At 69.8% G+C, this 21,434-nt stretch carries 13 protein-coding genes; 6 read left to right on the forward strand and 7 right to left on the reverse strand.

Annotated features, from left to right (window positions below; translation table 11 throughout):
• Positions 1-127: 127 nt before the first annotated feature.
• Positions 128-475, reverse strand: coding sequence for an LppX_LprAFG lipoprotein (locus IW245_RS09840; RefSeq protein WP_231398738.1), 348 nt, complete (start codon positions 473-475; stop codon positions 128-130).
• 674 nt (positions 476-1,149) lie between these two features.
• Between IW245_RS09840 and IW245_RS09845 the strand changes: the two genes are divergently transcribed.
• From IW245_RS09845 to IW245_RS09855, 3 genes are read left to right on the forward strand one after another with little or no spacing between them, the layout of a single operon-like run.
• Positions 1,150-2,025, forward strand: coding sequence for an alkaline phosphatase family protein (locus IW245_RS09845; RefSeq protein WP_197002863.1), 876 nt, complete (start codon positions 1,150-1,152; stop codon positions 2,023-2,025).
• 5 nt (positions 2,026-2,030) lie between these two features.
• Positions 2,031-3,284, forward strand: coding sequence for an MFS transporter (locus IW245_RS09850; RefSeq protein WP_197002864.1), 1,254 nt, complete (start codon positions 2,031-2,033; stop codon positions 3,282-3,284).
• Positions 3,281-4,300, forward strand: coding sequence for a TolB family protein (locus tag IW245_RS09855; protein ID WP_197002865.1), 1,020 nt, complete (start codon positions 3,281-3,283; stop codon positions 4,298-4,300). Before IW245_RS09850 ends, IW245_RS09855 begins: the two co-directional genes overlap by 4 nt.
• A gap of 20 nt (positions 4,301-4,320) precedes the next feature.
• Here IW245_RS09855 and IW245_RS09860 read toward each other — a convergent pair whose 3' ends face one another.
• Together IW245_RS09860 and IW245_RS09865 are read right to left on the reverse strand one after the other, a co-directional pair.
• Positions 4,321-4,848, reverse strand: coding sequence for a GNAT family N-acetyltransferase (locus IW245_RS09860; RefSeq protein WP_197002866.1), 528 nt, complete (start codon positions 4,846-4,848; stop codon positions 4,321-4,323).
• A 42-nt stretch (positions 4,849-4,890) separates the two neighbouring features.
• The gene (locus tag IW245_RS09865) at positions 4,891-5,352 is read right to left on the reverse strand and encodes a hypothetical protein (RefSeq protein ID WP_197002867.1); all 462 of its coding nucleotides are present in this window, start codon (positions 5,350-5,352) and stop codon (positions 4,891-4,893) included.
• Between the two features lie 191 nt (positions 5,353-5,543).
• Here IW245_RS09865 and IW245_RS09870 point away from each other — a divergent pair, with 191 nt between their 5' ends.
• Together IW245_RS09870 and IW245_RS09875 are read left to right on the forward strand one after the other, a co-directional pair.
• A complete protein-coding gene (locus tag IW245_RS09870) occupies positions 5,544-6,068 on the forward strand; it encodes a hypothetical protein (protein WP_197002868.1) in 525 nt (174 codons plus the stop codon).
• 134 nt (positions 6,069-6,202) lie between these two features.
• Positions 6,203-6,709: a hypothetical protein gene (locus IW245_RS09875; RefSeq protein WP_197002869.1), complete on the forward strand. Its 507-nt coding sequence runs from the start codon at positions 6,203-6,205 to the stop codon at positions 6,707-6,709.
• A 146-nt stretch (positions 6,710-6,855) separates the two neighbouring features.
• On the opposite strand, the gene IW245_RS09880 is transcribed toward IW245_RS09875, so the two are convergent.
• From IW245_RS09880 to IW245_RS09895, 4 genes are all read right to left on the reverse strand, one after another.
• A complete protein-coding gene (locus tag IW245_RS09880) occupies positions 6,856-7,545 on the reverse strand; it encodes a hypothetical protein (RefSeq protein WP_197002870.1) in 690 nt (229 codons plus the stop codon).
• A gap of 1 nt (position 7,546) precedes the next feature.
• Complete coding sequence (locus IW245_RS09885; protein WP_197002871.1) at positions 7,547-15,664, reverse strand: discoidin domain-containing protein; 8,118 nt, start codon at positions 15,662-15,664, stop codon at positions 7,547-7,549.
• Between the two features lie 161 nt (positions 15,665-15,825).
• The gene (locus tag IW245_RS09890; RefSeq protein WP_197002872.1) at positions 15,826-16,644 is read right to left on the reverse strand and encodes a heterodisulfide reductase-related iron-sulfur binding cluster; all 819 of its coding nucleotides are present in this window, start codon (positions 16,642-16,644) and stop codon (positions 15,826-15,828) included.
• Between the two features lie 205 nt (positions 16,645-16,849).
• Positions 16,850-19,723 (reverse strand): RICIN domain-containing protein, encoded by a 2,874-nt coding sequence (locus IW245_RS09895; RefSeq protein WP_197002873.1) that lies wholly within the window; start codon positions 19,721-19,723, stop codon positions 16,850-16,852.
• Between the two features lie 341 nt (positions 19,724-20,064).
• On the opposite strand from IW245_RS09895, the gene IW245_RS09900 reads away from it, so the two are divergent.
• Entirely contained in the window at positions 20,065-21,405 is a 1,341-nt protein-coding gene (locus IW245_RS09900) for an ABC transporter substrate-binding protein (protein WP_197002874.1), read from the forward strand.
• Positions 21,406-21,434 lie beyond the last annotated feature (29 nt).

A 21,434-nucleotide genomic window follows, 5' to 3' on the forward strand; every position in this document is an offset into this window, starting at 1 on the left:
TCGGTTGGTCGCGGTCCGCGCCGCGATGGCGGCGGGCCAGCCGCCGGGCCAGCGGGCTCACGGCACGGCGGCGGCCACTCGGCCGGCCGGGTGTCAACGCACGTTCACGATCTCGCCGAGCCAACGGTCACACCGGCGCGGTGATAGTCACCGGGGTGTCGTAGTCCAGCACGAGCACCCTGGCCGACAGCTCACCGTCCTTACCGCTCGCCTCGAAGGCGAACTCCCCCTTGACGATGCGTTTGGAGGCGACGTCCAGCCAGACCCTGCTGGGCCGGACTCGACCGGTGCCCGGAATCAGCGCCGACAAGCCGACCGACGTCGGCTCCAGTCCCACCCGGTAGGTCTGGTGCCCGTCGACAATCTCGCGTGCCTCGAACGCCGGATGGCCGGCCGTCCGCAAGAGTTCGGCCAGACCCCGGTGTGGATCGATCAGGCGACGCGGGTCGTAGACGCCCTCTCGTGGATCGGACAACGGTTTCGGGTCCCACGGACCCGATGGGCCCAAACGCGTGTACCCGTCTCGCTGACGATCACGAAGTTGATGTCGATTGGCACGTCCAGCTTCCGGGCCACACCCGTTGCTGAACCGTCATGGGTCACTACACCCTCCGCGTGCTGCAGCGACGCCGACGGCGTGGCTCCCGTCACGTCCACCGTGAAGCGAAACGACTTCACGCCAGCCATCGCGTCAGCTGCCGCGACCAAGAGATCCACTCCGGTCGGGACCTTGTCCACAGGCGCGTTGGAGCACCCGGAGCCGACGCAGACCATCACGGCCAAACACGCGGCGACGCGCGAGAAGGAAGACATATTCGCACCGTAGCGAAAGAACTACATGGATGAATGGATAGGTTTATTAACGCATTTCAGCTATCACGGCAAATTGCGCGAATCAATCCTCTTCGTCTGCACGCTGTCCTTGATCTGACTACGCCTCGATGCCGATCCGCGTGTTCGCCGGGCGCGAGAAGGTGAACAGTGCTGGCGAGGTTCGTACGAGGCCTGGCAAGTCGTGCGACCCTGACAATTCGGTGGGTAGCGTTCGCTTGTTCTTCACCACGGTTTCGCTGCCGAGTCCACCGTGGCCCTCCTAGTGTTACCGGCGCTCCACCTCCCGCTCGCCAACCCGCACGGAGGAAGCCCGTCATGACGAAGACACCCCGTCGCAAGCTCATCGCCCTCGCCGCCTCTCTGGGCCTGGCCGCCGTCTCGCTCGGCCTCTGGGCCGGCAACGCCCAGGCCGTCGTCGGTCTGCCCACCCCGGACCACGTGGTCGTCGTGGTGATGGAGAACCACGCCTACTCCCAGGTGATCGGCAGCTCCAGCGCCCCGTACATCAACAACACGCTGAAGGCGGGCGGTGCCAACCTCACCCAGTCCTTCGGCATCACCCACCCGAGTGAGCCCAACTACTACCAGCTGTTCTCCGGTAGCAACCAGGGCCGCACGGACGACAGCTGTGTGAGCGTCGGCTCCATCTCCGCCGCCAACCTCGGCTCCGAGCTGATCGCCGCCGGCAAGACCTGGGGCAGCTACAACGAGGGCCTGCCGAGCCAGGGCTCGACCGTCTGCAGCAACAGCGCCGGCAAGTACGCGCAGAAGCACAACCCGTGGTTCGGCTTCAACAACGTGCCGACCAACACCGCCTACACGATGACGCAGTTCCCGACCGACTACACCACGCTGCCGAAGGTCTCCTTCGTCGTCCCGAACCTCTGCAACGACATGCACGACTGCTCGGTCTCCACCGGCGACACCTGGATCCAGAGCCACGTCGGCGCGTACGCCACCTGGGCCCAGACGCACAACAGCATCCTCGTCGTCACGTTCGACGAGGACAACAAGTCGTCCGGCAACAAGATCCCGACCGTGTTCTACGGCCAGCACGTCACCCCGGGCAGCAGCTCGGGCACCACGTACAACCACTACAACATGCTGCGCACCCTGGAGGACCTCGCGGGTCTGAGCGCCCACGCGGGCAACGCCGCCTCGGCCTCCGACATCACCGGCATCTGGAACTGACGCCCGTGTACCTCGCGGACTCGCGTGGTACCAAGGCTCCCGTCGCCCCGGGCACCCACCCGGGGCGGCGCGGGGCCGCCGTACCCGGCACCGTCATCGCCCTCGGGGCGGTCAGCCTGATCACCGACATCTCCTCCGAGATGGTCACCGCCGTGCTCCCGCTGTACGTCGTGGCCGCCCTCGGCCTGTCCCCGCTCGGCTTCGGCCTGCTGGACGGCCTCAACAACGGTGTCGGCGCCCTGGTCCGCCTCGTCGGTGGCCACCTGGCCGACCGTGGCGGACGCGGCCACAAGGCCGTCGCGGCCGTCGGCTACGGACTGTCCGCCGTCTGCAAGCCGTTGCTGTTGCTGGCCCACACGATTCCCCTGATCGCCGCCGTGATCGCGGTCGACCGTACCGGGAAAGGGCTACGCACCGCGCCCCGGGACGCGATGATCTCTCTCGCGACCGAGCCCGAGCACCGGGGCCGAGCATTCGGGGTACACCGGGCCATGGACACCACCGGCGCGCTCCTCGGGCCGCTGGTCGCCTTCGCCGTGCTGCGGGCGACGATCGACGGCTACGACGCGGTGTTCGCGGTCAGCGGCTGCGTCGCGGCGCTCGGGGTCCTCGTCCTCGTACTCTTCGTCCCGACCCCCGCCCGCACCGCTGACGCGCCGCCGAGGCCCTCGCTGCGCGACTCACTGACCCTGCTGCGGCTCCCCGCCCTGCGCCGGCTCGCGCTCTGCGCCGTGCTGCTGGGCCTGACCACCGTCAGCGACTCCTTCCTCTACCTGCTGCTCCAGCGCCAGCTCGGCCTGTCCGCCCACCTGTTCCCGCTGCTGCCGCTCGGCACCGCCGCCGCGTTCCTGCTGCTCGCCGTCCCGTTGGGCGCCCTCGCCGACCGGATCGGGCGCCGTACGCTCTTCCTCGCCGGACACGGGGCACTCCTGCTCGCCTACGTCCTGGTGCTGGCCCGGGTCCAGGGCGGCACGGCGGTGGTGGGCGTCCTCGCCCTGCACGGCGCGTTCTACGCGGCAACCGACGGCGTCCTCGCCGCCGCCGCGGCCAACGCCACGCCGGCCGCCCAGCAGGGCGCGGGCCTCGCCCTGGTCGGCACCGGACAGGCGTTGGCCCGCTTCACCTGCTCGCTCGCCTTCGGCGCCGCCTGGAGCGCCTGGAGCGGTCACACCGCCCTCGCCGTCACCGCCACCGCCCTGGCCCTCAGCGCGGTCGCCGCCTCCCTGCTGCTGCGCACCCCCACCGAGGTCACCGCATGACGCGCACAACCCGCCTGCTGACCCTGCTGATCGCCGTCCTGCTGCTCGGCGGCATCGGCACGGGCGCGGTGCTGTACTCCGCGGACCGGTCCGGCAAGCGCGGCGTGGAGCAGCAGGGCGGGCCCCCCGTCCGGGTCGGGAGCGTCTCGCTGCAGTCGGCCGGACGGCAGTTGGTGTTCCGCAACATGGCCTGGGGCCCGCACCGCGACGAGCTCGCCACCGTCCCGGCCGACCAGCCGGACAGCGAGCGCACCGCCTCCGGCGTCAAGTGTCTGCGCTTCCACGCGGCCGCGGGCACCGGCGTCTGCCTGCAGGCCGTGCACGGCGCGTTGGAGGACTCCTACCGCGCCGTCATCCTGGACGACCGGCTGCACGAGCTGCGTACCTTCCCCGCAGCCGGCATCCCCACCCGCGCACGGGTCTCCCCCTCCGGGCACCTCGCCGCCTGGACGGTGTTCGTCAGCGGGGACTCGTACGCGGGGACCGACTTCTCCACCCGCACCGCCATCGTGGACACCCGCACCTGGACCCTGCACGACAACCTGGAGGCGTACGCCGTCATCAAGGACGGCCACCCGTTCCAGTCCCATGACACCAACATCTGGGGCGTCACCTTCGCCGACGACAGCCGCTTCTACGCGACCCTGGCCACCGGCGGCCACACCTACCTCGTCCAGGGCGACGTCACGGCCCGCACCCTCACCACGCTGCACCAGAACGTCGAGTGCCCGTCCCTGTCGCCGGACGGCACCCGGATCGCCTACAAAAAGCGTGCCCCCGGCGCCCCCGCCGAAGCCCCCTGGCGGCTGTACGTCCTCGACCTGGGCACTATGACCGAGACGGCCACCGCCGAGCAGCGCAACATCGACGACCAGGCGCTCTGGGCCGACGGCTCCACCCTGGTCTACGCCATACCCGGCGACTTCGGCGCCGACCTGTGGACCACGCCCGCCGACGGCACCGGCAGCCCCCGACGGATGGTCACCTCCGCCCTCGCCCCGGCCTACCTCGGCTGACCGCCCCGCGGAGGGACAGCCTAGTCGCCGAGGATCCGCTCCCACAGCAGCCCGTCCCGCCAGCTCCCGTCGAGCAGGATCGAGGAGTGTGCGACGCCGTACGGGCTGAACCCGTTGCGGCGCAGCACCCGCTGCGACGGCAGATTCTCCAGATTGGTGGACGCCTCGGCGCGGTGCAACCCGAGTTCGTCCGTCATCACCCGGAGCGCGAGCTCGACGGCGCGCCCGGCGTGCCCCTGGTTCTGGGCGACGCTGCCGATCCAGTATCCGACGGAGCCGCGGCGCAGATGCGCCTGCGGCAGGATGCCTCCGATCGTGACCTCTCCGATCACCTGGTCGTCGGCGAGGACCACGCCCGGCCAGACCGTGCCGGTCCGGTACCCGGCCAGCAGACTGTCGATCCGCTCCGCCTGGCCTTCCGGGGTGAAGAACTCGGTCGGCCGGGCCGGTTCCCACCGCCGGAATGCCTCGATGTCGCGCGCCCGATGCGCGGCGATCGGGGCGGCGTCGGTCGGCTCGATCACGCGGATCCTGGTGCCGCCGTGCATGGGCTGATCCTCGTCACGGTGTCTCTGGATGGGATGACCAGCCTACGCAACGGGACGCACGTGGTGCGCCACGAACCAGGTCACGAGCGCCGCCAGTCCCGAGAAGACAGCGGCCCACACGCACGGTGCGACCCAGGCCGTGGTGTTCGAGGCCGCGAACACGTGCTCCGGCGTTCCGGCGACGATGGCCGGTACCGACCGGCCGACGTCGATCCCGTCGACGGTGTGGAACAACGCGACGTCGGGCTGCGCCGGGCCGTCGCCGTCGGGGACGAACACCCCGTACCAGGTTGTTCCGGGCCCCTTGGCCGCGTGGTGCAGGCTGGTCGCCGTCCACTGCCCGTGCACGCCGTGCCCCTGCTGGGCCGCGACCGCGGCGGCGACCTGGAGGAGGAACAGCGCCGCCACGCCGAACGGCACCACGATCGCCACCGCGCAGCCCACCAGGTCCCTGACCGCCTCCCGCCGGGAGAGCCAGCCCCGTCGCACCCACCAGTCCCGCACAGCCGGGAGACTACGCCCCGCCGGCGACGCCCGCAGGCCGGCTTCCCGACCGATCGGCACCCCACACCCGCGATCGCCGGACTCTACACCGCGTCGCCGCCGACGCCATGCCTGAACCCGGCGAGCAGCATCACAACGTGCCCGCCCGATCGGGCTCCCGTCGAGGTTCCGCCAGGAGTAGCGTCCCCGCCATGCGTTGGTTCTTCCGGTACGCGCTGCTCAGCGCCGCCTACGGCTCGGGCGTCCTCCTGTGGACGTTGATCCCTCGCGACCACCCGGTGCCGACCGCGGCGTGGACCGCGGCTTTCGTGAGCGCTTTCGTCTCCTTCGGCCCCGGGGTGATCTTGACGGCGGTCCGGCAGCACAGCATGGTGCCACCGCCACCGCCGCCCGGGATCGTCAACCGCACCCACACCACCCTCGCCTGGTGCGTCTCAGCGCTCGCGGTCGTGGCTGTCCTTGCCGTCGTGGTCACCGGCGGGATGCTCGTGCCGAACGGTCAACCCGAGATCGTCACGGGCCAGTACGTGCTCAACAACCACGGCAGCACCACCCCGATCACCGAGGCGCAGTACACGGCCGGACTCGCCGCGGGCCAGCGCCTGTTCACCATCGGAGCAACCGCGTTCTCCCTGGCCGGCATGTGGCTGCTCCTGGTGACGACCCGGCTGCTCGCAGAAGACCAGGCTCGCAACGGATCGACTGGGCGGGTCTAGTCCGACCAGGAGTTCAGCACCTCACAACACGCGGTGGGACTCTTCGCGTGGCCGCCGGTCCACGTTCGTCGAACGGTCGTCTGGCGGCCGACTTCTGCCCCCGATGCCGCAGCCCAGGTGGCGATACTCGGTGGATGACTGATCGCCCGCCGCTTACCCGGACCACGGCCTCCCAGGAGACGGCCCGCCGTATCGACGCGGGACTGCGGGGGGCCGCGGTCGGGTTGCTCGCGATGGTCACGTCCGGTGCCGGGACGTTCGGGGTCATCTACCTGGCGGCACACACATTCGATCGATGCCTCCCGCACGAGTACTTCTGCTTCGCGCCAGGACTCGTGCCGGGCCTGGTGGCCGCGCCGATCCTCCTCGTGATCACCGGGCCGCTCGCCGCCCGGGCATTGCGGCTACGGCCACCGATGCTGTTCGCCCTGCCGGTCGTGGCCATCCCCGTTCTGGAGTTCTGCGCAGGGGCCATCATTCGTAGCGAGGCGACGCTGATCGCCAGCTGGGTGGTCACGGTCGCGGGAAGCCTCGCGGCCTACGCGGCGACCGGCGTGTGGTCGGCCACTCGGGGACGGAGCACCCCGGGTCACCAGCCCCAACGACCGGGCACCGCCGACGGGGCGGACAGGCCCGCCTGAGCAACGGAACCGTGCACGCACAGCCCTGTGACGGACCCGGCTCGCCGGCGGCGGTCCACTCGTCCACCCGCCGCCGACACGCCGCACCTGACACTCCGAACGCTTAGCCCACGGCGCCGCTGCCATCCGTCCACCGGCTGGGCCGATCACGCCAGCTTGTCGATGCGTGCCGCCATGCGTTTGTACTTGGCCTGGAGCTGCGGATATCCGAGGCTTCCTTCCTCGGGGAAAACCTCCCGCCACCGGGTGAGGTTCTCCCTGGCGGCCGGTACGTCGCCGCCGAGGGCCCGCAGCGCCGCGATGAGCGGAAGTCGCCTCCCGGCGTTGTCGGGATCGACGTGGATCTTCCCGTACCGGCTCTCGTAGGTCCCGAGAAAGTCGGCGAGCGCCAGGTGGTCGGTCAACGGCCGCAGGACCTCCAGCAGTTCGGCCGTCCATTCCCGTACCCGGTTCGTCAGCACGCCGGCCGCCTCGGGACGCACGCCGCGCAGGAAGCGCGTGCCGAGCCCCACGGACCCGCTCTCGACGCACAGCAGCCCCATGGCGATTCGTCGCCGGGCCAGGCTACCGACGTCGCCGCCGACCGTCGCGTGCTCCACTCCGGGCAGATCCTCCAGCTCGAGAATCTCGGCGACCCCGGGCACGCGGACGCCCCAGCCGAGCCGGAACACGCCTTCCCCGTACCCGGGCTCGTGCACGACCTCGAGCTCCCACCGGAGCTGACCGGCGGGGCACGCCCAAAAACCGGTCCGCTCGCGGTGGAATCCCGCTCCGGTCAGCGCCGCGGAGCCGTCGCCGACAATCGTGTCGATCTCGCGCTTGATGGCTGCCTTCATGTCAACGGATCCTTCGAATTCGCCACTTCCACCACTGGCCAGCCTTCTCAGGGTACGTCAACAGATAGTTACGCCCTGATTGCCCCAATGCCGTCCGGTATCTCGCCAGGGCGGCCTTGCCCGCGGCGATGCCGGCCTCGGAGCCACGCTTCATCTCGACGATGTGTCTGCCGAACTGCCAGTCCGGCCGCAGCTTGGTGCCCCGGATCGTCCGGTCCACCTTCGCGCCGAACCGTTCCAGCGGGCGGGTGAAGCCCCTGGCGATGGTGTGGATGCGACCACCCCGGCCGATGAGTCCCGCTCCGAACGAGGAGACCCCCTTGGCTCGCATTCCGGCAACGACCGCGGTTTCCGTCGCTCGCGCCGCCCGCACGATGGTGGCGGCCCGCGCGGCGACCACCGCCGCACCGGCTCCCACGGCGGACAGTGCGATGCCGGCGGTCATGACCGCGGCCATCTTCCAGTTGCCGGTGGCCGCGTAGCACACGGCGGACACGCCCGCGGCGGCCATACCGATCGGGCCGGGGATGATCGCGGCGATCGACGCGACGACCGCGACCTTGCCGAGCACCTTCTTCCACGACCAGGTGCCCGCCAGGTCTGTGCAGTTGACCGGGTCGGCGTTGCAGTAGTCGTACGCGGTGGCCGAGCCGCCCGGGACCGGGTCGGACTGGAGGAAGCGGCCCAGCGTCGGCTGGTAGAGCCGGACGCCCATGAGGACGACCCCGCCCTGGGCCTCACTGGAGCGCTGCTTGCCACCGAGCCAGCCGTACCGCTGGTCGGACTGCCCGGCGCTCGGCACCCCGAACTCGTCGTAGTTGTGGAACTCCGGCGAGGTCAGGGCCGTGTCGATCGTCAACGCGACGTCGCCGTGCAGGTTCGTCAGGGACAGCTTGACGTTGCCGGTCGCCGAGGTGGTCGCCACCAGGTCGGAGTCCGGTCCGGACACGTTGCGTGTGACGGCACCGGTGGTGGTGTCCTCGACGATCCAGCGGGCCTCGTCCGAGTCGTCGCCGTAGTGGTTCAGCTTCGACGACGCCGGGCTCCACGTGTCACCGACGAGCTTGGTGGTGGTGAACCCCCGGAACCGGTGCTTCGGGTCCAGTGTCCAGGCCTGCCGGGTGTCCGGTGTCTCCTGGCCGGCGACGAGGTCGTTGGCATAGTAGGAGTTCTTCAGGCCGCCCGGCAGGTCGGTCGTGCGACCGAACTCGTCGTAGCGGTACCCGGCGTCCGTCAGCCGGTCGGCGGAGTCGTAGGTATGCGCCCCCTCCGAGTCGGCGGTGTCGGACTGGCAACCGCCGCCGGCCGCCGGCCGGAATGCCCGCTGCCCCGTCCGGTTGGTCCGCGCGTCGTAGCTGTAGGTGCGGGTGACGCACGAGCCGACCGCGTCGATCTGCCGCACGCTCGTGAGCCGGCCGACCTTGTCGTAGCCGTACGTGCGCGACCCGCCCGTGTAGCTGTGCGCCACCTTGTGGCCCTGGGTGTTGTCGACGACCGACTCGGCGTAGAGCACCGTGCTGTCGGAGTCGCGAGTGTACGTCCGGGCCACCGGCGCGAGCGAGGAGTCCAGGGTGTCCTTGCGGGTGACCCCGCCCGGGTAGGTCATCTCGGTGAGCTGCCCGTCGGGCGAGTACCTGGCACTGAATGTGCCGGCCACCGAGTCCGTCACCGAGGTCAACAGGCCGCGGGGCTCCAGCGCACGGTCGTAGGTGAAGGTGCTCGAGCCGGTGTTGTCGGACACCTTCGACGGCTTGCCGAAGTGGTCGAACTCGCTGCGGGTCACCCCGCCGTCGGCGTCGGTGTACGTGATCAGGCGACCCAGCAGGTCGTACTCCCGCGTGACCGTCGTGCCGCCCATCGTCGTCTTCGTGACGTGCCCGGACTGTGCGTCGTACTCGGTGGTGAGCGCCGGGACCGCCGCGCCGACGTCCGACGTGATCTCCACACTGGTGATCCGGTCCGCGCCGTCGTAGCCGGTCGTCGTCCGCCGGGTCTTGCCCGCGGCCGTCTCGCTCACGACGGTCGGCTCACCGAACCGGGAGTAGGTCTCGACCCACTTGACCGGCAGGTCGGAGGTCATCCGCGCCGCGTCGTGCCCGGTCACCGCACCGGCGGCACGGGTCACGCACGGCCGTCCCGACCATTCCGGCCTGTTGGAGCACCGGGAGTCCTCGGCGTTCGTCCCGGCCGTGTAGTAGACCGCCCTGGTGGCCCGGGCGTCCGTGCCGTCCGAGCCGATCCCCCACGACTGCACGGCACGCGCCGAGGCGTCGAACACGGTGTACGCGGTGCCCGCGTCCGTGGTCACCGACGTGGGCTTGCGCACCTTCCAGCCGGAGACGCCGCCCTTCTCGGCGCCGTACCCCTGCCTGCTCACCCGGACGTCGGCGTCCGGGTAGCCGGCTACCTTCGCGCTCTCCGTCTCGGTCGTGGCCAGGTGGTAGGTCGTTCCGTCAGGCTTGCCCTCGTCGTACGTTCCCGTCTGGCGGCCCCGGGCAATCACCTGGCTGCCGGCGGTGAGCGTCGTCAGGGTGCCGGCGGGGTCGACGAGGTCGGACTCCAGGGCGATCTTGACCGTCGGGCCGACGCTCTCGAGCATGTCCTGGCCGTCGGCGCTGTACGTCTTGACCGTCGACAGCGCGTTGGCCCGGCTCGCGGTGTCCAGGCCCGCGAGGTTCAGGTCGCCGAGTGACCTGTCCGCATCCGGCAGCGTCCCCAGCGCCAGCTCGCGGTTGGTCGCCTCCAGCGTCCGCACGACGTTGCCGAAGACGTCGTACTCCTGGGTGTCGATGTGCCCACCGGGTGTGGCGGTGTTGACCTCCTGGCCGGAGGCGTTGAGATAGTGGACGTTCGCCAGCCCGTAGCCGTCCTTGCCCGGCGCCGTCGCCGACGCCGTCGAGGTGCCCGGGTCCGACTCGGGGCCGAACACGGCGGTGGCGTCGGTGGGCAGGTCCCTCTGGCCCCACCGCTGGATCGCCGCCCAGTCCAGGTCGTACGGACCTCCCGCGCCGCGGGTCGTCGGCACGCCGTAGACCACCTGGGTGGTGTTCTCGCCGTCCGACTGGTCCCTCGTGCCCGCCTTCAGAGCGCCGCGCCGGAGCTTCTGCAACTTGCCGGCGCCGTCGAAGTCGAACAGGTGCGGCAGCTCGCCCGCGCCGGTGACCTTGGTGACCCGGCCGGCGGTGTCGTACTCGTAGGCCGTCTTCAGCGGCGTGGCCAGGCGCGGGTCCCAGACCTCACGCAGCCGGCCGAGGTCGTCGTAGGCGTACCGGGTCACGTCGACGGCGTTCACCGCGCCGGCGACCGGGTCCCAGTTCCAGATCTTCACCGAGCGCACCCGGTCGGTGAAATCACCCAGGGCGCCCGCGCCGGCGGTCGTGGCCGTGGCGTACTCGTACTCGAGCACCTCGCAGCCCCTGGCCGGGACCGGGGTCGTGCAGTCGCCGGTGCCGGGCTCCTGCGGGTTGATCACCCGCTTGAGCAGGTCGCGGTTGTCGGAGGTGTCGTACAGGTAGCGGGTCGTGGAGTTGGCATCGGAGGTCCACGTCGAGGTGACCGCGAACTTCTCCCCCTGCTTGGCGAACTGCACCACAGTGCCGTCCAGGTCGGCCAGCTGGTACTCCGTGTCGGAGACCTTCGTCAGGGTCAGGTTCTCCGACCCGGGCTCGGGGAAGAACCCGCCCAGGCTGTTGCGCGCGAAGGTCAGGTTCCCGCCGGCCACCATGGTGACCTGAGCGACCTCCGGGCTCGGGAACTCCAGCGCCGAGAAGATGTGGTCGGCTGTTCCGTCCGTCGCCCCGCCGAGCCACTGCGGCCCGAAGGGCGCGACGACCTCGCGGACCGACAGGTTGTCCCAGTAGACCTTCTTGCCGGAGCCGCCGGCGTGCCCGTTGAACACCCGGAAGAACGCCTCGGTCGCGCCCGGCGGCAGCGCCATGTCGACGGACAGTTCCTGCCAGGCGTCGGTCCAGGCCGCCTTGCCGGAGACCACGTTCTGGTAGTTGCCGGCGGCGTCCTTGTACACGCCGACAATCCGCAGCCCCAGGCCGGCGTTCGTCGGGGTGAGCCCACTCGAGCCGGGGACGAAGATCCAACCCGTCATCCGGTACCGCTTGCCGGCCTTCATGCCCAGCCGCATCGCGTACTGGTCCCCGCCGACGGACGCGAAGGTGTCGCCGTTGTTCTGCCAGGTGGGCGTGAGCTCCAGCGAGTCGGAAGAGGATCCCTGACCGCGCAGCGTGGACCTGGCCATCGTCGTCGTGTACGACTCGATCCCGGTCAGGTCGGTCGAGACCTGCTGCTGGTTGGGGGTCAGCCGTTCGCCCTGCCGCACCCAGCCGGCCTCCGGCGAGCGGGAGGACGACGCGCGCGACACCTTCAGTCCGAACTCGTCGGTGTCCGTGGAGCTCAGCGAGTAGTCACCGGTCAGCAGGTTGACCGAACCCGGTCCGACCCCGCTGCCGGCCGCGCCGTCACCGTTGGCGTCGATGTTCGCCGTGAGCCACTGCGTCGTGTAGTTGGTGTCGATCTCGGACCACTTCTCGTTGTCCGACCCGGCGACGCAGTCCCACAGGATGATCTTCGTGCCGTTGTTCCAGGGCCCCACGCCGGAGGCGTTCAGGCACCGGCCGCTGGCCGGGTTGCGGATCATGCCGTCGGCGGTACGCTCGAACTTCTCGTTCGGCGCGTCGGCGACGCAGTCCCACAGCAGGAGCCGGGTGCCGTTGCCCCACGGTCCGGCGCCCTCGGCGTTCAGGCACCGGCCGCTGACCGGGTTGCGGATCAGCCCGTCGGCGCCCAGCTCGAACCGCTCGTTCTCCGAACCGGACACGCAGTCCCAGAGGATGATCTCCGTGCCGTTCGGCCATGGACCCGCGCCGGAGGCGTTCAGGCACCGGCCGCTGGCCGGGTTGCGGACCGATCCGTCCCCGACGTAGTTGATGTCGCCGTACAGCTTGGCGCGCATCTGCACGACGCCGCCGACCGTGCCGAGGGTGTCCACGGCGTTCCAGATCGCGTTGCCGCCCAGGTCCGACAGCGGCACCGGCAGCGCGGTGACCGGGTCACCGTTCGCCTTGCGCAGGTGTGCGACCGGGACGTCGTACACGAGGCCGCCGGGCCCGCGCCGGTACTGGTAGACCACCCTTGTGTAGGAGCTGTCACCCTGCACCGCCAGCTTGGCGCGCGCGACGATGTTGGAACCCGGTGCCGGCTGGGTCAGGCCGGCCCTGCCGACGTTGAACCGGTACACGACCGGGTCCGACAGGTTCCCGGCCTTGTCCTTCGCCCGCACGGTCAAAGTCCGGGGACCGTCCTCGCCGGGGGTCACCTGCGCGGTGGTCACCCCGCCGGCGGCCACGTCCTTCGGCGCCGTGTCGGTGTCCAGCTGGTAGGTGTAGGCGGCGGTGTCCGAGGCCAACGCCGTGGGGGCGTTGTAGGCCTGCACCTCGTAGATCCGCGACGCGATGTCACCGTTCTGGGTGGGAGTGATCACCACCAGCTTCAGGTACCCGGCCTGGGTGGGCGCGGGCAGCGCGTGGTCGGTGACGGACTGGGTGTTGCCCCGCACCTGCAGCGCCGTGTTCCAGGTCGACCCGTCGACCGAGGTCAGGATGTCGTAGTCCTTGGTGTTCCACGCGGTCTGCTCGCCGCCGTCGCCGGAGTGGCGGATCACGACGTTGGTGATGGTCTGCGTGCCGGCCAGCTTGAGCTGCAACCACTTCGACACGTCCGCCGAGCACCACTTCGAGCCGCCGGCCGTCGTGCCGTCGATGGCCTTGTCCGCGGACTCGGCCGCCTGGCACACCGCGCTGCTGGTCGCGCTCGTCACGGGAATGACGGGGAGGCCGTAGGTCTCCACCTCGTAGAGGCGGGTGGCCGCGCTGCCGTCCTGGGTCGGGGTGACCACGACCACCTTGACGTAGCCGGCGCGGGTGGGAGCCGGCAGACGGTCGTTGGTCACCGCGCCGGTGTTGCCGCGCACCTGCACGGCGGTCGTCCACGTCGCACCGTCCATCGACGTCTGGATGTCGTAGTCCTTGGTGTTCCACGCGGCTGGTTCACCGCCAGCGGAGGCGTGCCGGATCACCACGTTGGTGACCATCTGCTCGGTGGACAGCTTGAGCTGCAACCACTTCGACGCGTCGACGGAGCACCACTTGGAGTTGTTCGCCACGGTGCCGTCGACGGCCTTGTCCGCCGACTCGGCCGCCTGGCACGCCGGGCTGCTGGTCGCACTCGTCACGGGCGCGGGCGAGCCGGTCCCGGCCGGCTTAAAGGTGAAGGTGCCCGGCTTGCCGTACTGGCCGTGGTTCCACTGCCCGTCGTTCGGGTAGTCGGTGGAGGACACGAACGGCGCACCCGGCTTGACGGTGTCGACGCTGAACTCGCACCACTGCGACCAGGAGCCCGCGTTGACCCCGTCGGCGCTCCAGGTCTTGCCATCGTCGGTCGCGGCCCGCCACGCGTACGTGCCGCCCTCCGCGAGCATGCCAGTCGGCACCTTGGCCGACAGCCACGCGCCCTGGGCCGCGAAGGCCGTCTCGAACTGGGTGATCATCGAGCCGCCGGCGTTCCACAGCTGGATGTAGGACTTCAGGTTGTCGCCGTCGTCGTTGCCGCCCGTCACGCTCAGCGTCGGGGTCAGCGTGTTGATCCACGGCCGACCGGAGCCTGTGGCGCACTGCGACGTGGGAGTCGTCGCCAGCGCCGTCACCCTGGGCCGGGCGTTGAAGTTGACGTCGAGGGCGATGTTCGGGTCGAACTTCTTCCAGTAGTAGTTGTCGCTCTCGTTGGCTGCCTTCAGCATGAACGAGATCGTGTTGTCGCCCCGGTTCTGGCTGTCCTGGAGAACACTCGTGACGTCCCAGTCGACGGTCGCCGCCGGGCACGACGAGGAGCCGCCGATGCCGCCGGAGGACCAGCCGTGCGCCTCGTTGCGCTGGTCGACGTACCACGTGCTGCCGGGTTGGTTCGCCCAGTTCAGGCTGGGCACCAGCCACGGCACCCGGTGCAGTTCGACAGGCCGCGGACTGCAGCTCCAGGCCCAGACCTCGTTGATCCGGAAATGCGCAGACAGGATCTGCCGGTTGGTGCCCATCCCCTGGCCCGCCAGGTCGATGTTCCAGAACGACCGGACCTTGTTGGTACCGCCGTTCCAGGTTCCCGTCTTGGCGTAGTCGTTCGGGTTCAGACTGGCCGCCGCATCACCGGAGTCCACCAGGTACCACCCGTGCCGGCCCAGCGTCCAGCTCGGGTCGATCGTCAGCGGGAAGGTCACGTCCGGGTCGGCGAGCAGTGCCTTGTCCGGCGTGAGTTCGAACGCACCGGCAACAGCCTTGATCTCCATCACGGCACGCTTGCCGGCCGGGGCCGCGGGCGCGTCCGCCGCACCGGCGGACCGCTGGGCGGCCTTGGGCGCCGCTTCGCGGGACCGCTCGTGCGCGGCGTCCCACATCTCCGCCATCGACGAGGTGAGCACGGCCCTACCCTTGGCGTCGACCAGCTCGACCCGGCCACCCTCCGCGTTGCGCGAGGTCAGACCCTTGGTCGTGGTCGGGAACCGCAGTTTGCGCAGCTTCGGGTCGAGCGCGGCGGCCCGGTCCTTGACGACCAGTACCTCCGAAAAGCCGTCCACGCCCGCGGTGACCTTGAGGTCGACGCCACGGAGAACCTCCGGATACGTCGCGGTGTCTCCGGCGATGACCGGCTTGGGCAGCACCCCGACGGGCGAGCCGAGCGCGAGTTCCTGCCCGTCGACCGTCGCCGTGAGCAGGGGGCCTTCTCCGCCACCGGAGAACCGCACGCCCAGGGTCACCGCCCCGGGAACCACCGAGCCGTCGGGGGCGACCCTCAACGTGGTGTCCGTGGGCACCCACTGACCGTTGCGTTGCACGCGGACCGGGCGGGTGTGGTGTTGCAATGTCAGGGTGCCGTCGGGATTGGCGACGATCTCATCGGTCTCTGTGGTCGAGCCCGAGACCTTGACGGTCTTCTTGCACAGCTTCGCCGCCAGAACGGCCGAGGCCTCGTCCGGCCGATCGACCGGACACGGGACCGGCGGCTTGGCCGGGGCGGCCTGGGCCGGCGGCAGGATCGACCAGGTCTGCCCGAGCGTCACGACCAGTGACAGCGCGAGGACAATCGACAGTTGACGAATGAGTGCCCGGGGCCCCGCCGCAGCAAACGCCCTGAAAAACCGCACACGCCATCGAACCGGCACCGGATGCCCCCGTGAACACGACCGAAACCGCCGGTCGATCGACCGGCGGCGTGATCAAATTAGGCACCCGCACCAGGGCTGTCAATACTGCCCACGGAACCGAGAGATGAATTACCGGGCGGCTCATTGGACGGCTCCCGGACCTGATCGCCTCGGTCGCGGGTGCCGGTGTCCGCCAGGATCTCGGCGAGGTGCACGGTCTTGATGGGGTGTCCGGTCAAGGTGGTCACGTCGCCGAGATGGGCGAGGCACGCGCTGTCGGCGGCGGTGAGGATCTGCGGGCGCCAGAGGCTCACGCGCCGCGCGTACAGGGCGTGGGTGCCGGCGTGGATGTCTGCTTCGGCGATGGTGTCGTGGCGGTGGCGGTACCGGAGTTCGGATGGTTGGCTCAGCCGTAGTCCGCGCACGGCGCGTAGGAGGCGGGTGCAGCGCCGGGTTTCGCGCGTGGCGGGCGGGATGGAGCAGGTCGGATGGTAGGCGACCTCGTAGGGGAAGTGCGCGCCGACGTCGGTGACGTGGAGCCGCTCGACGAGGAGCTCGGTGAAGTCGAACAGGTTGGTGATGATGTCGGCGACGGTGTGGGCGAGTTTCTGGTCCCGGTTCGTCGCGGCGGCGTAGGTGTAGTAGTCGGCGACTCTCGCCGCGGCTGCCGCTGACTGGGTCACCACCGCGTCGGCGTCGGCGAAGCTCGTGGCGAATCGGCTGGTCATGGCGTGGCTGTCCCGGTCTCGTCCGGTGTCCAGTGGCGTCTGGCCGCAGCATGCGAGGTCTGGGCGGGAGACCTGGTGCCCGAGGCGGTGCAGGACCTCGGTGATGGCTTTCCCTGTGCGGGGGGAGACGGTGTTGTCCAGGCAGGTGGTGAACAGTGCGACGCGCATGGCGAGGTGACCTCCAGACCCCGGATGTGTGTGGCGGCTGGGGTGGCTGACGACGTTGTTGTCACAGGCGGGCCTCGACCCGCGACCTGGCATCAGATGCACGCGCGTCCTGGTGGGGAGGCGGGTCGGGGTGGGGGCGTGCCGGATGCCTGCGGTCCGGCACGCCCCCGCTGTTCCTCCGGATCAGATCAGGGCCTGAGGTTCCTCATCCGAGCTTGGTGAAGGTCCAGACCGTCCCGGCGCTCTCCTGGGTCAGCCCGCTGGAGTTGGCGGTGCTGGTGGCCGTGACCGACAACGCGCTGGACTTCGAGGTGATCAGATAGCCCGAGCCGCTGGGCACGACGTTCCACCTCTGGTTCGTGGTCGCGGTGCACGTCGCCTGGTCGATGGTCGCGCCGGCTGTCTGCGATGACCCGGCCACGTCCATGCACAGGCTGGAGCCGCCGTTGGCGAACGTGTAGCTGCCGTCGGTGTTGACCGTGGCCGTCCACTGTTGGTGGGTGGTGTCGTGGTTCGGGTAGATCACCAACTGGGTCCCCGAGGTCTGCGAGTTCGCGGGATTGTCGATGAGCTGCGTCGACCCGGACCGGTAGATCTGGTAGGTCCCCGCAGTCAGGGGAATGACGTTGAGTGTGAGCTGTGTGCTGTGCGTGGTCAGCGCCCCCGCGCCGGTCACCGTGACCGCGAGGCTTCCGACCGGGGTGGTCGAACTCGTCTGGAGGGTCAGCGTCGAGGTGCCGCCGGACGTCACGGTCGCCGGAGAGAAGGTGGCCGTGGTCCCGGTCGGAAGCCCCGAGGCGGACAACGTCACATTCTGCCCCGATCCGGAGGTCACCTTGGTGGTCACCGACACGGTGGCCGAGGAGCCTACGGGCACCATCGCGGCGGTCGGCGACACCCTCATCACGAAATCGCTGGCCGGAGGTGCGGTCATCTGGGTGAAGCCGAGCAGTTGGGCGCTGACCGGGCGGGGATCGGTCGCGCCGGTCGGCGGGGCCCAGGAGCGCGCCGGGCTGGTCGCGACCTGCTGGGTCAGGCTCGAGGCGACGCTGAGCACCAGGTTGCTGTACCGGTTGATCAGGCGGTAGGAGGTGCCGCCGGAGTCGGCCTGGATCGCCCACTCCTGGCCGAGGTCCGCGCTGTCCGGCGCGGCCAGCGTCGGGGTCGCGCCCCAGGCACGACCGGCCTTGGAGGCGGAGTTGACGCCGAGGGCCTTGCCGCTGCCGGCGTTGGTGATCGCGAAGAAGCCGTCGCCGTTGTCGGAGAAGACCCAGTTCCCGGCGGATCCGGCGCCCGAGGACGACACGGCGCCGAGGGTGGGCGCGGCGGCGGTGCCGGTCTGGGCCAGGACGCTCCCGTCGCCGGCAGCGATCCGGTAGGTGCCGCCGCTGCCGACCGGCAGGGTCGGGGCTGTGGCGCGGGTCAGGGTGGTCGTCGAGTACTCCGCGCTGCCGCTCGGGCAGGCAGTGTTGCAGTACACGCGGAACGTGTTGCCCAGGACCTGGTTGCTGGTCCTGTTCGCATCGATCAACATCTGGTAGCGGCCGGACAGGTTGGTGTAGCCGGTGGCCGAGCCCAGGTCGGTCCATTTCTGGGTGGTCAGGTCCTTCGTCGTGTAGTAGTTGTTGCCGGCCACGCCGAGGTACGCGCCCAGGTACGGGCTCCAGGCCACGTCCATGCCCTGCATCGGGGACTCGCGCAGGACGCCGTTGGCGGTCAGGGTCGTGGAATTGCCGACGGCCGAGGGACTGTAGTCGTCGGCTGGGGCTACGTAGCCGGTGCCGGACGCGACCGTCGGGATGATCTCGCTTTCCTGGCCGCCGACGCCGTCGGAGTCCCAGGCGCCGTTGTACCACTTCTTCCAGCCGCTGCCCAGCTTGCCGCTGATCGGCGCGCGTGCGACGTGCTCCTCGCGGACCCAACCGGTTCCGTGACCGCCCTGGTCCACGACGCGGGAGAAGTAGTAGACGTAGAAGTATCCGGACGCGGTGTCGACGAGCAGACGCTGGTCGCCGTCGCCCCAGGAGTACGTGTCGTTCGGAAACGCGTCGGTGTCTCCGCGGGTGGTGGAGTACGGAGACGTCAGGGCATGGTCCTTGATGGTCCAGGTGTTGCCCTGGTCGGTGGAGACGGCGTAGTCGATGGAGTCGTAGTGCCAGCCGTCGCCCAGGGGCCTCGGGGTGAATTCGTTGTGGACCAGTCCGACCCAGTCGCCGGTGTCCGGGTCGACGTACACGCCGATCAGGTCGCAGTAGTTCTTCTGCGAGAAGTTGGTGTTGGGCGTGGTGTTGTAGGTGGCGATCTTCCCGGTGGGACTCTCGTTGCACCGCGTGGTGGTGTCGGCGTTGTCGGTGGCGTTGGACGCCGACGCCCGGGTCACGGAGTCGACGTTCGGGCCGGTGAAGAACCTCCAGTTACGGGTCCCTGTGGCGGGGTAGTTCGAGAACGCGTCCTGGAAGTAGAAGGTGCCGTCCTTGTCGACGTACGGCATGGGCGGGGTGTCATAGCCGTACCCCCACCGGGTGGCCGTGGTGCCGGTGATCGTCACGCCGGTGGGGGCGCCGATCGAGGTGGTCCAGGCCTGTGCCGCCGGGACCGGAGTGTTGGTGAAGTTGATCGGGCAGGTGGCGATGGTGACCGTGTCACCGGCGCTCGGCTCGGCGTCGGAGGTGGCGAGGCAGGTCGCTGACCTCGAGTTGTAGATCTGTCCGCCCGGCCGCAGCACCCAGCGCTGGACCGGGCCGGTGCTGCAGGTCGCCAGCGCGGCCAGGGTACCCAGCACCTTCGACGCCCCGGTCACGGTCAGGCAGGAGCCACCATTTTTGACTTCGCCACTGTTGCTGTCGTACTGCCACGTCTGCGCGGCCGAGCCGGAGCAGTTCTGGACGGTGACGCCGGACGCGCCGTCCAGGCACAGTCCTGATCCGATCGAGATCGGTCCGGTCGCGGTCGCGGCGGCGGCGACGTCGGACCCGGTGACCGAACCCGCCAGCGCGGACGTGAGCAACGTCAGGCTGACGGGGACGGCAAGGGCTCTGACTGCTCGTCGGAGCCCCCGCCTGATGTTCTGCCTTCGCATGGGCATTCCTTTCGTCTGGGCCGCTTCGACCGAGGTCCGAGGGGCGGACGGGGCGTCAGCGGAGGGCATGATCCTTGCGGTCGAACAGTGTCCGCGGCGCCTCCGCGCCGGCCCCGCAGCGCGGGCGGAAACAACGGACCGGAGTGCCACTGTCCCCGAGGCGGTCGAGATTAATCGTTTACCCTCGCTATGACAAGAGGTTGCCCAAGCGTCCCGTAGTCCTCATCCACCGCGCTGCCACCTGGTGGGATTTCTTCGCCTGACTCTTGACGGGGATCACCTCCGGATGTTCGCATGGTCTCGCAGTCAAACGTTTAACCTCGAACCTGAGAGGCACAGACATGCGCCACCAGCACTCCCGCCGCGACTTCGCGGCCAGATCGGGGGCCGTCACGGCCGCGGCCGCCACCGCAGCCGTCGTGTTCGCCCTCACCGGATGCGGCACCAAGGTCGGCGACACGTCTCCGGTCTCGTCGAACGTGCCGCTGACCGTCTGGTCCAACTGGCCGCAAGGCACGCCCCAGGACGTGGTGTACCAGAAGATCGCCGCCGATTTCACCGCTGCCACCGGGATCAAGGTCAAGCTCACCGCGCCGAGCAAGGACAACACGGCGGCGCTGCTGAACGCCGCGGCCACCGGCGGCGACTCGCCGGACGTGTTCGTCACCGCCGCCGGTCCCCTCGCGCGCCTACGCGCCGGGGGCGCGCTGGCCGACCCGGCGCCGGCCCTGGCGCAGACCGTCCCGGGTACCGGCAAGACGCTGGCCCAGCTGATCCCGCAGGTGTACCTGACGGCTTCCTCCGACAAGACCGGTGTCGGGATGGTGCCGGAGATCGTCGACGGCAACGGGGTGTGGTTCGATGCCGCGCGCACGCCCGAACTCGCCGCGAATCCGCCGGCCACGTTCGACCAGCTGCTGAGGGCCGCAGCCGGCTACAAGGCCGAGGGCAAGGTCGCGTTCGCCCAGGAGGGCGCGCAGAGCCGGTACAACATGTGGTGGTTCTTCATGCTGCAGCTGCGCCAGAACGGCGCCGGGTCGTTCGCCGGCCTGAGCCAGTCCGCCGCAGCCTGGGACTCGCCGGGCGTGCTGACCGCCGCCAAGCAGGTGGAGCAGTTGGCCAGGGGCGGCTACTTCCAGCCCGGCTTCGAGGGTTCGGTGTACCCGAACGCCCAGAACCAGTGGCGCTCCGGAAAGATGGTCATGGAGCTCAACGGCTCCTGGCTGGCCAGTGAGACCAAGCCGGTGGCGCCGGCCGGCTCCAAGCCGGAGGTGTTCGCGTTCCCGGCAGTCGCCGGCGCCGCGCACAACAGCCTGCAGTACCAGTCGACGATCGGCTACGCGATCGACGCGAAGAGCGCGCACCAGGATTGGGCGGCCAGGTACATCGCGTTCGCCATGCAGCCCAGGTACCAGGAGATGATGGCCACCCAGACGATCAACATCCCTGCCCTCAACGGTGTCCTGGCACCGCCGGAGCTGCGGGCGCTCCAGCAGATCGAGATGACGGCCACCGAGATCGCACAGAACTGGGACAACGCTCCGTCGGTGGCACCGAAATGGTGGACCGACGTGCTGCCCCCGCTGGACGACAAGCTGATCAAGGGACAGCTGACCGCCGAGCAGTTCGTCGCGGCGGCAAAGCAGGACACCGCCGCCTACCTGGCCGGCGGCGTCAAGTAGATGTCCGGCGCTGCTATCGCAACCAAGCG

The sequence above is a fragment of the Longispora fulva genome, assembly GCF_015751905.1.
In the GTDB taxonomy this organism is placed as follows: Bacteria; Actinomycetota; Actinomycetes; order Mycobacteriales; family Micromonosporaceae; genus Longispora; species Longispora fulva.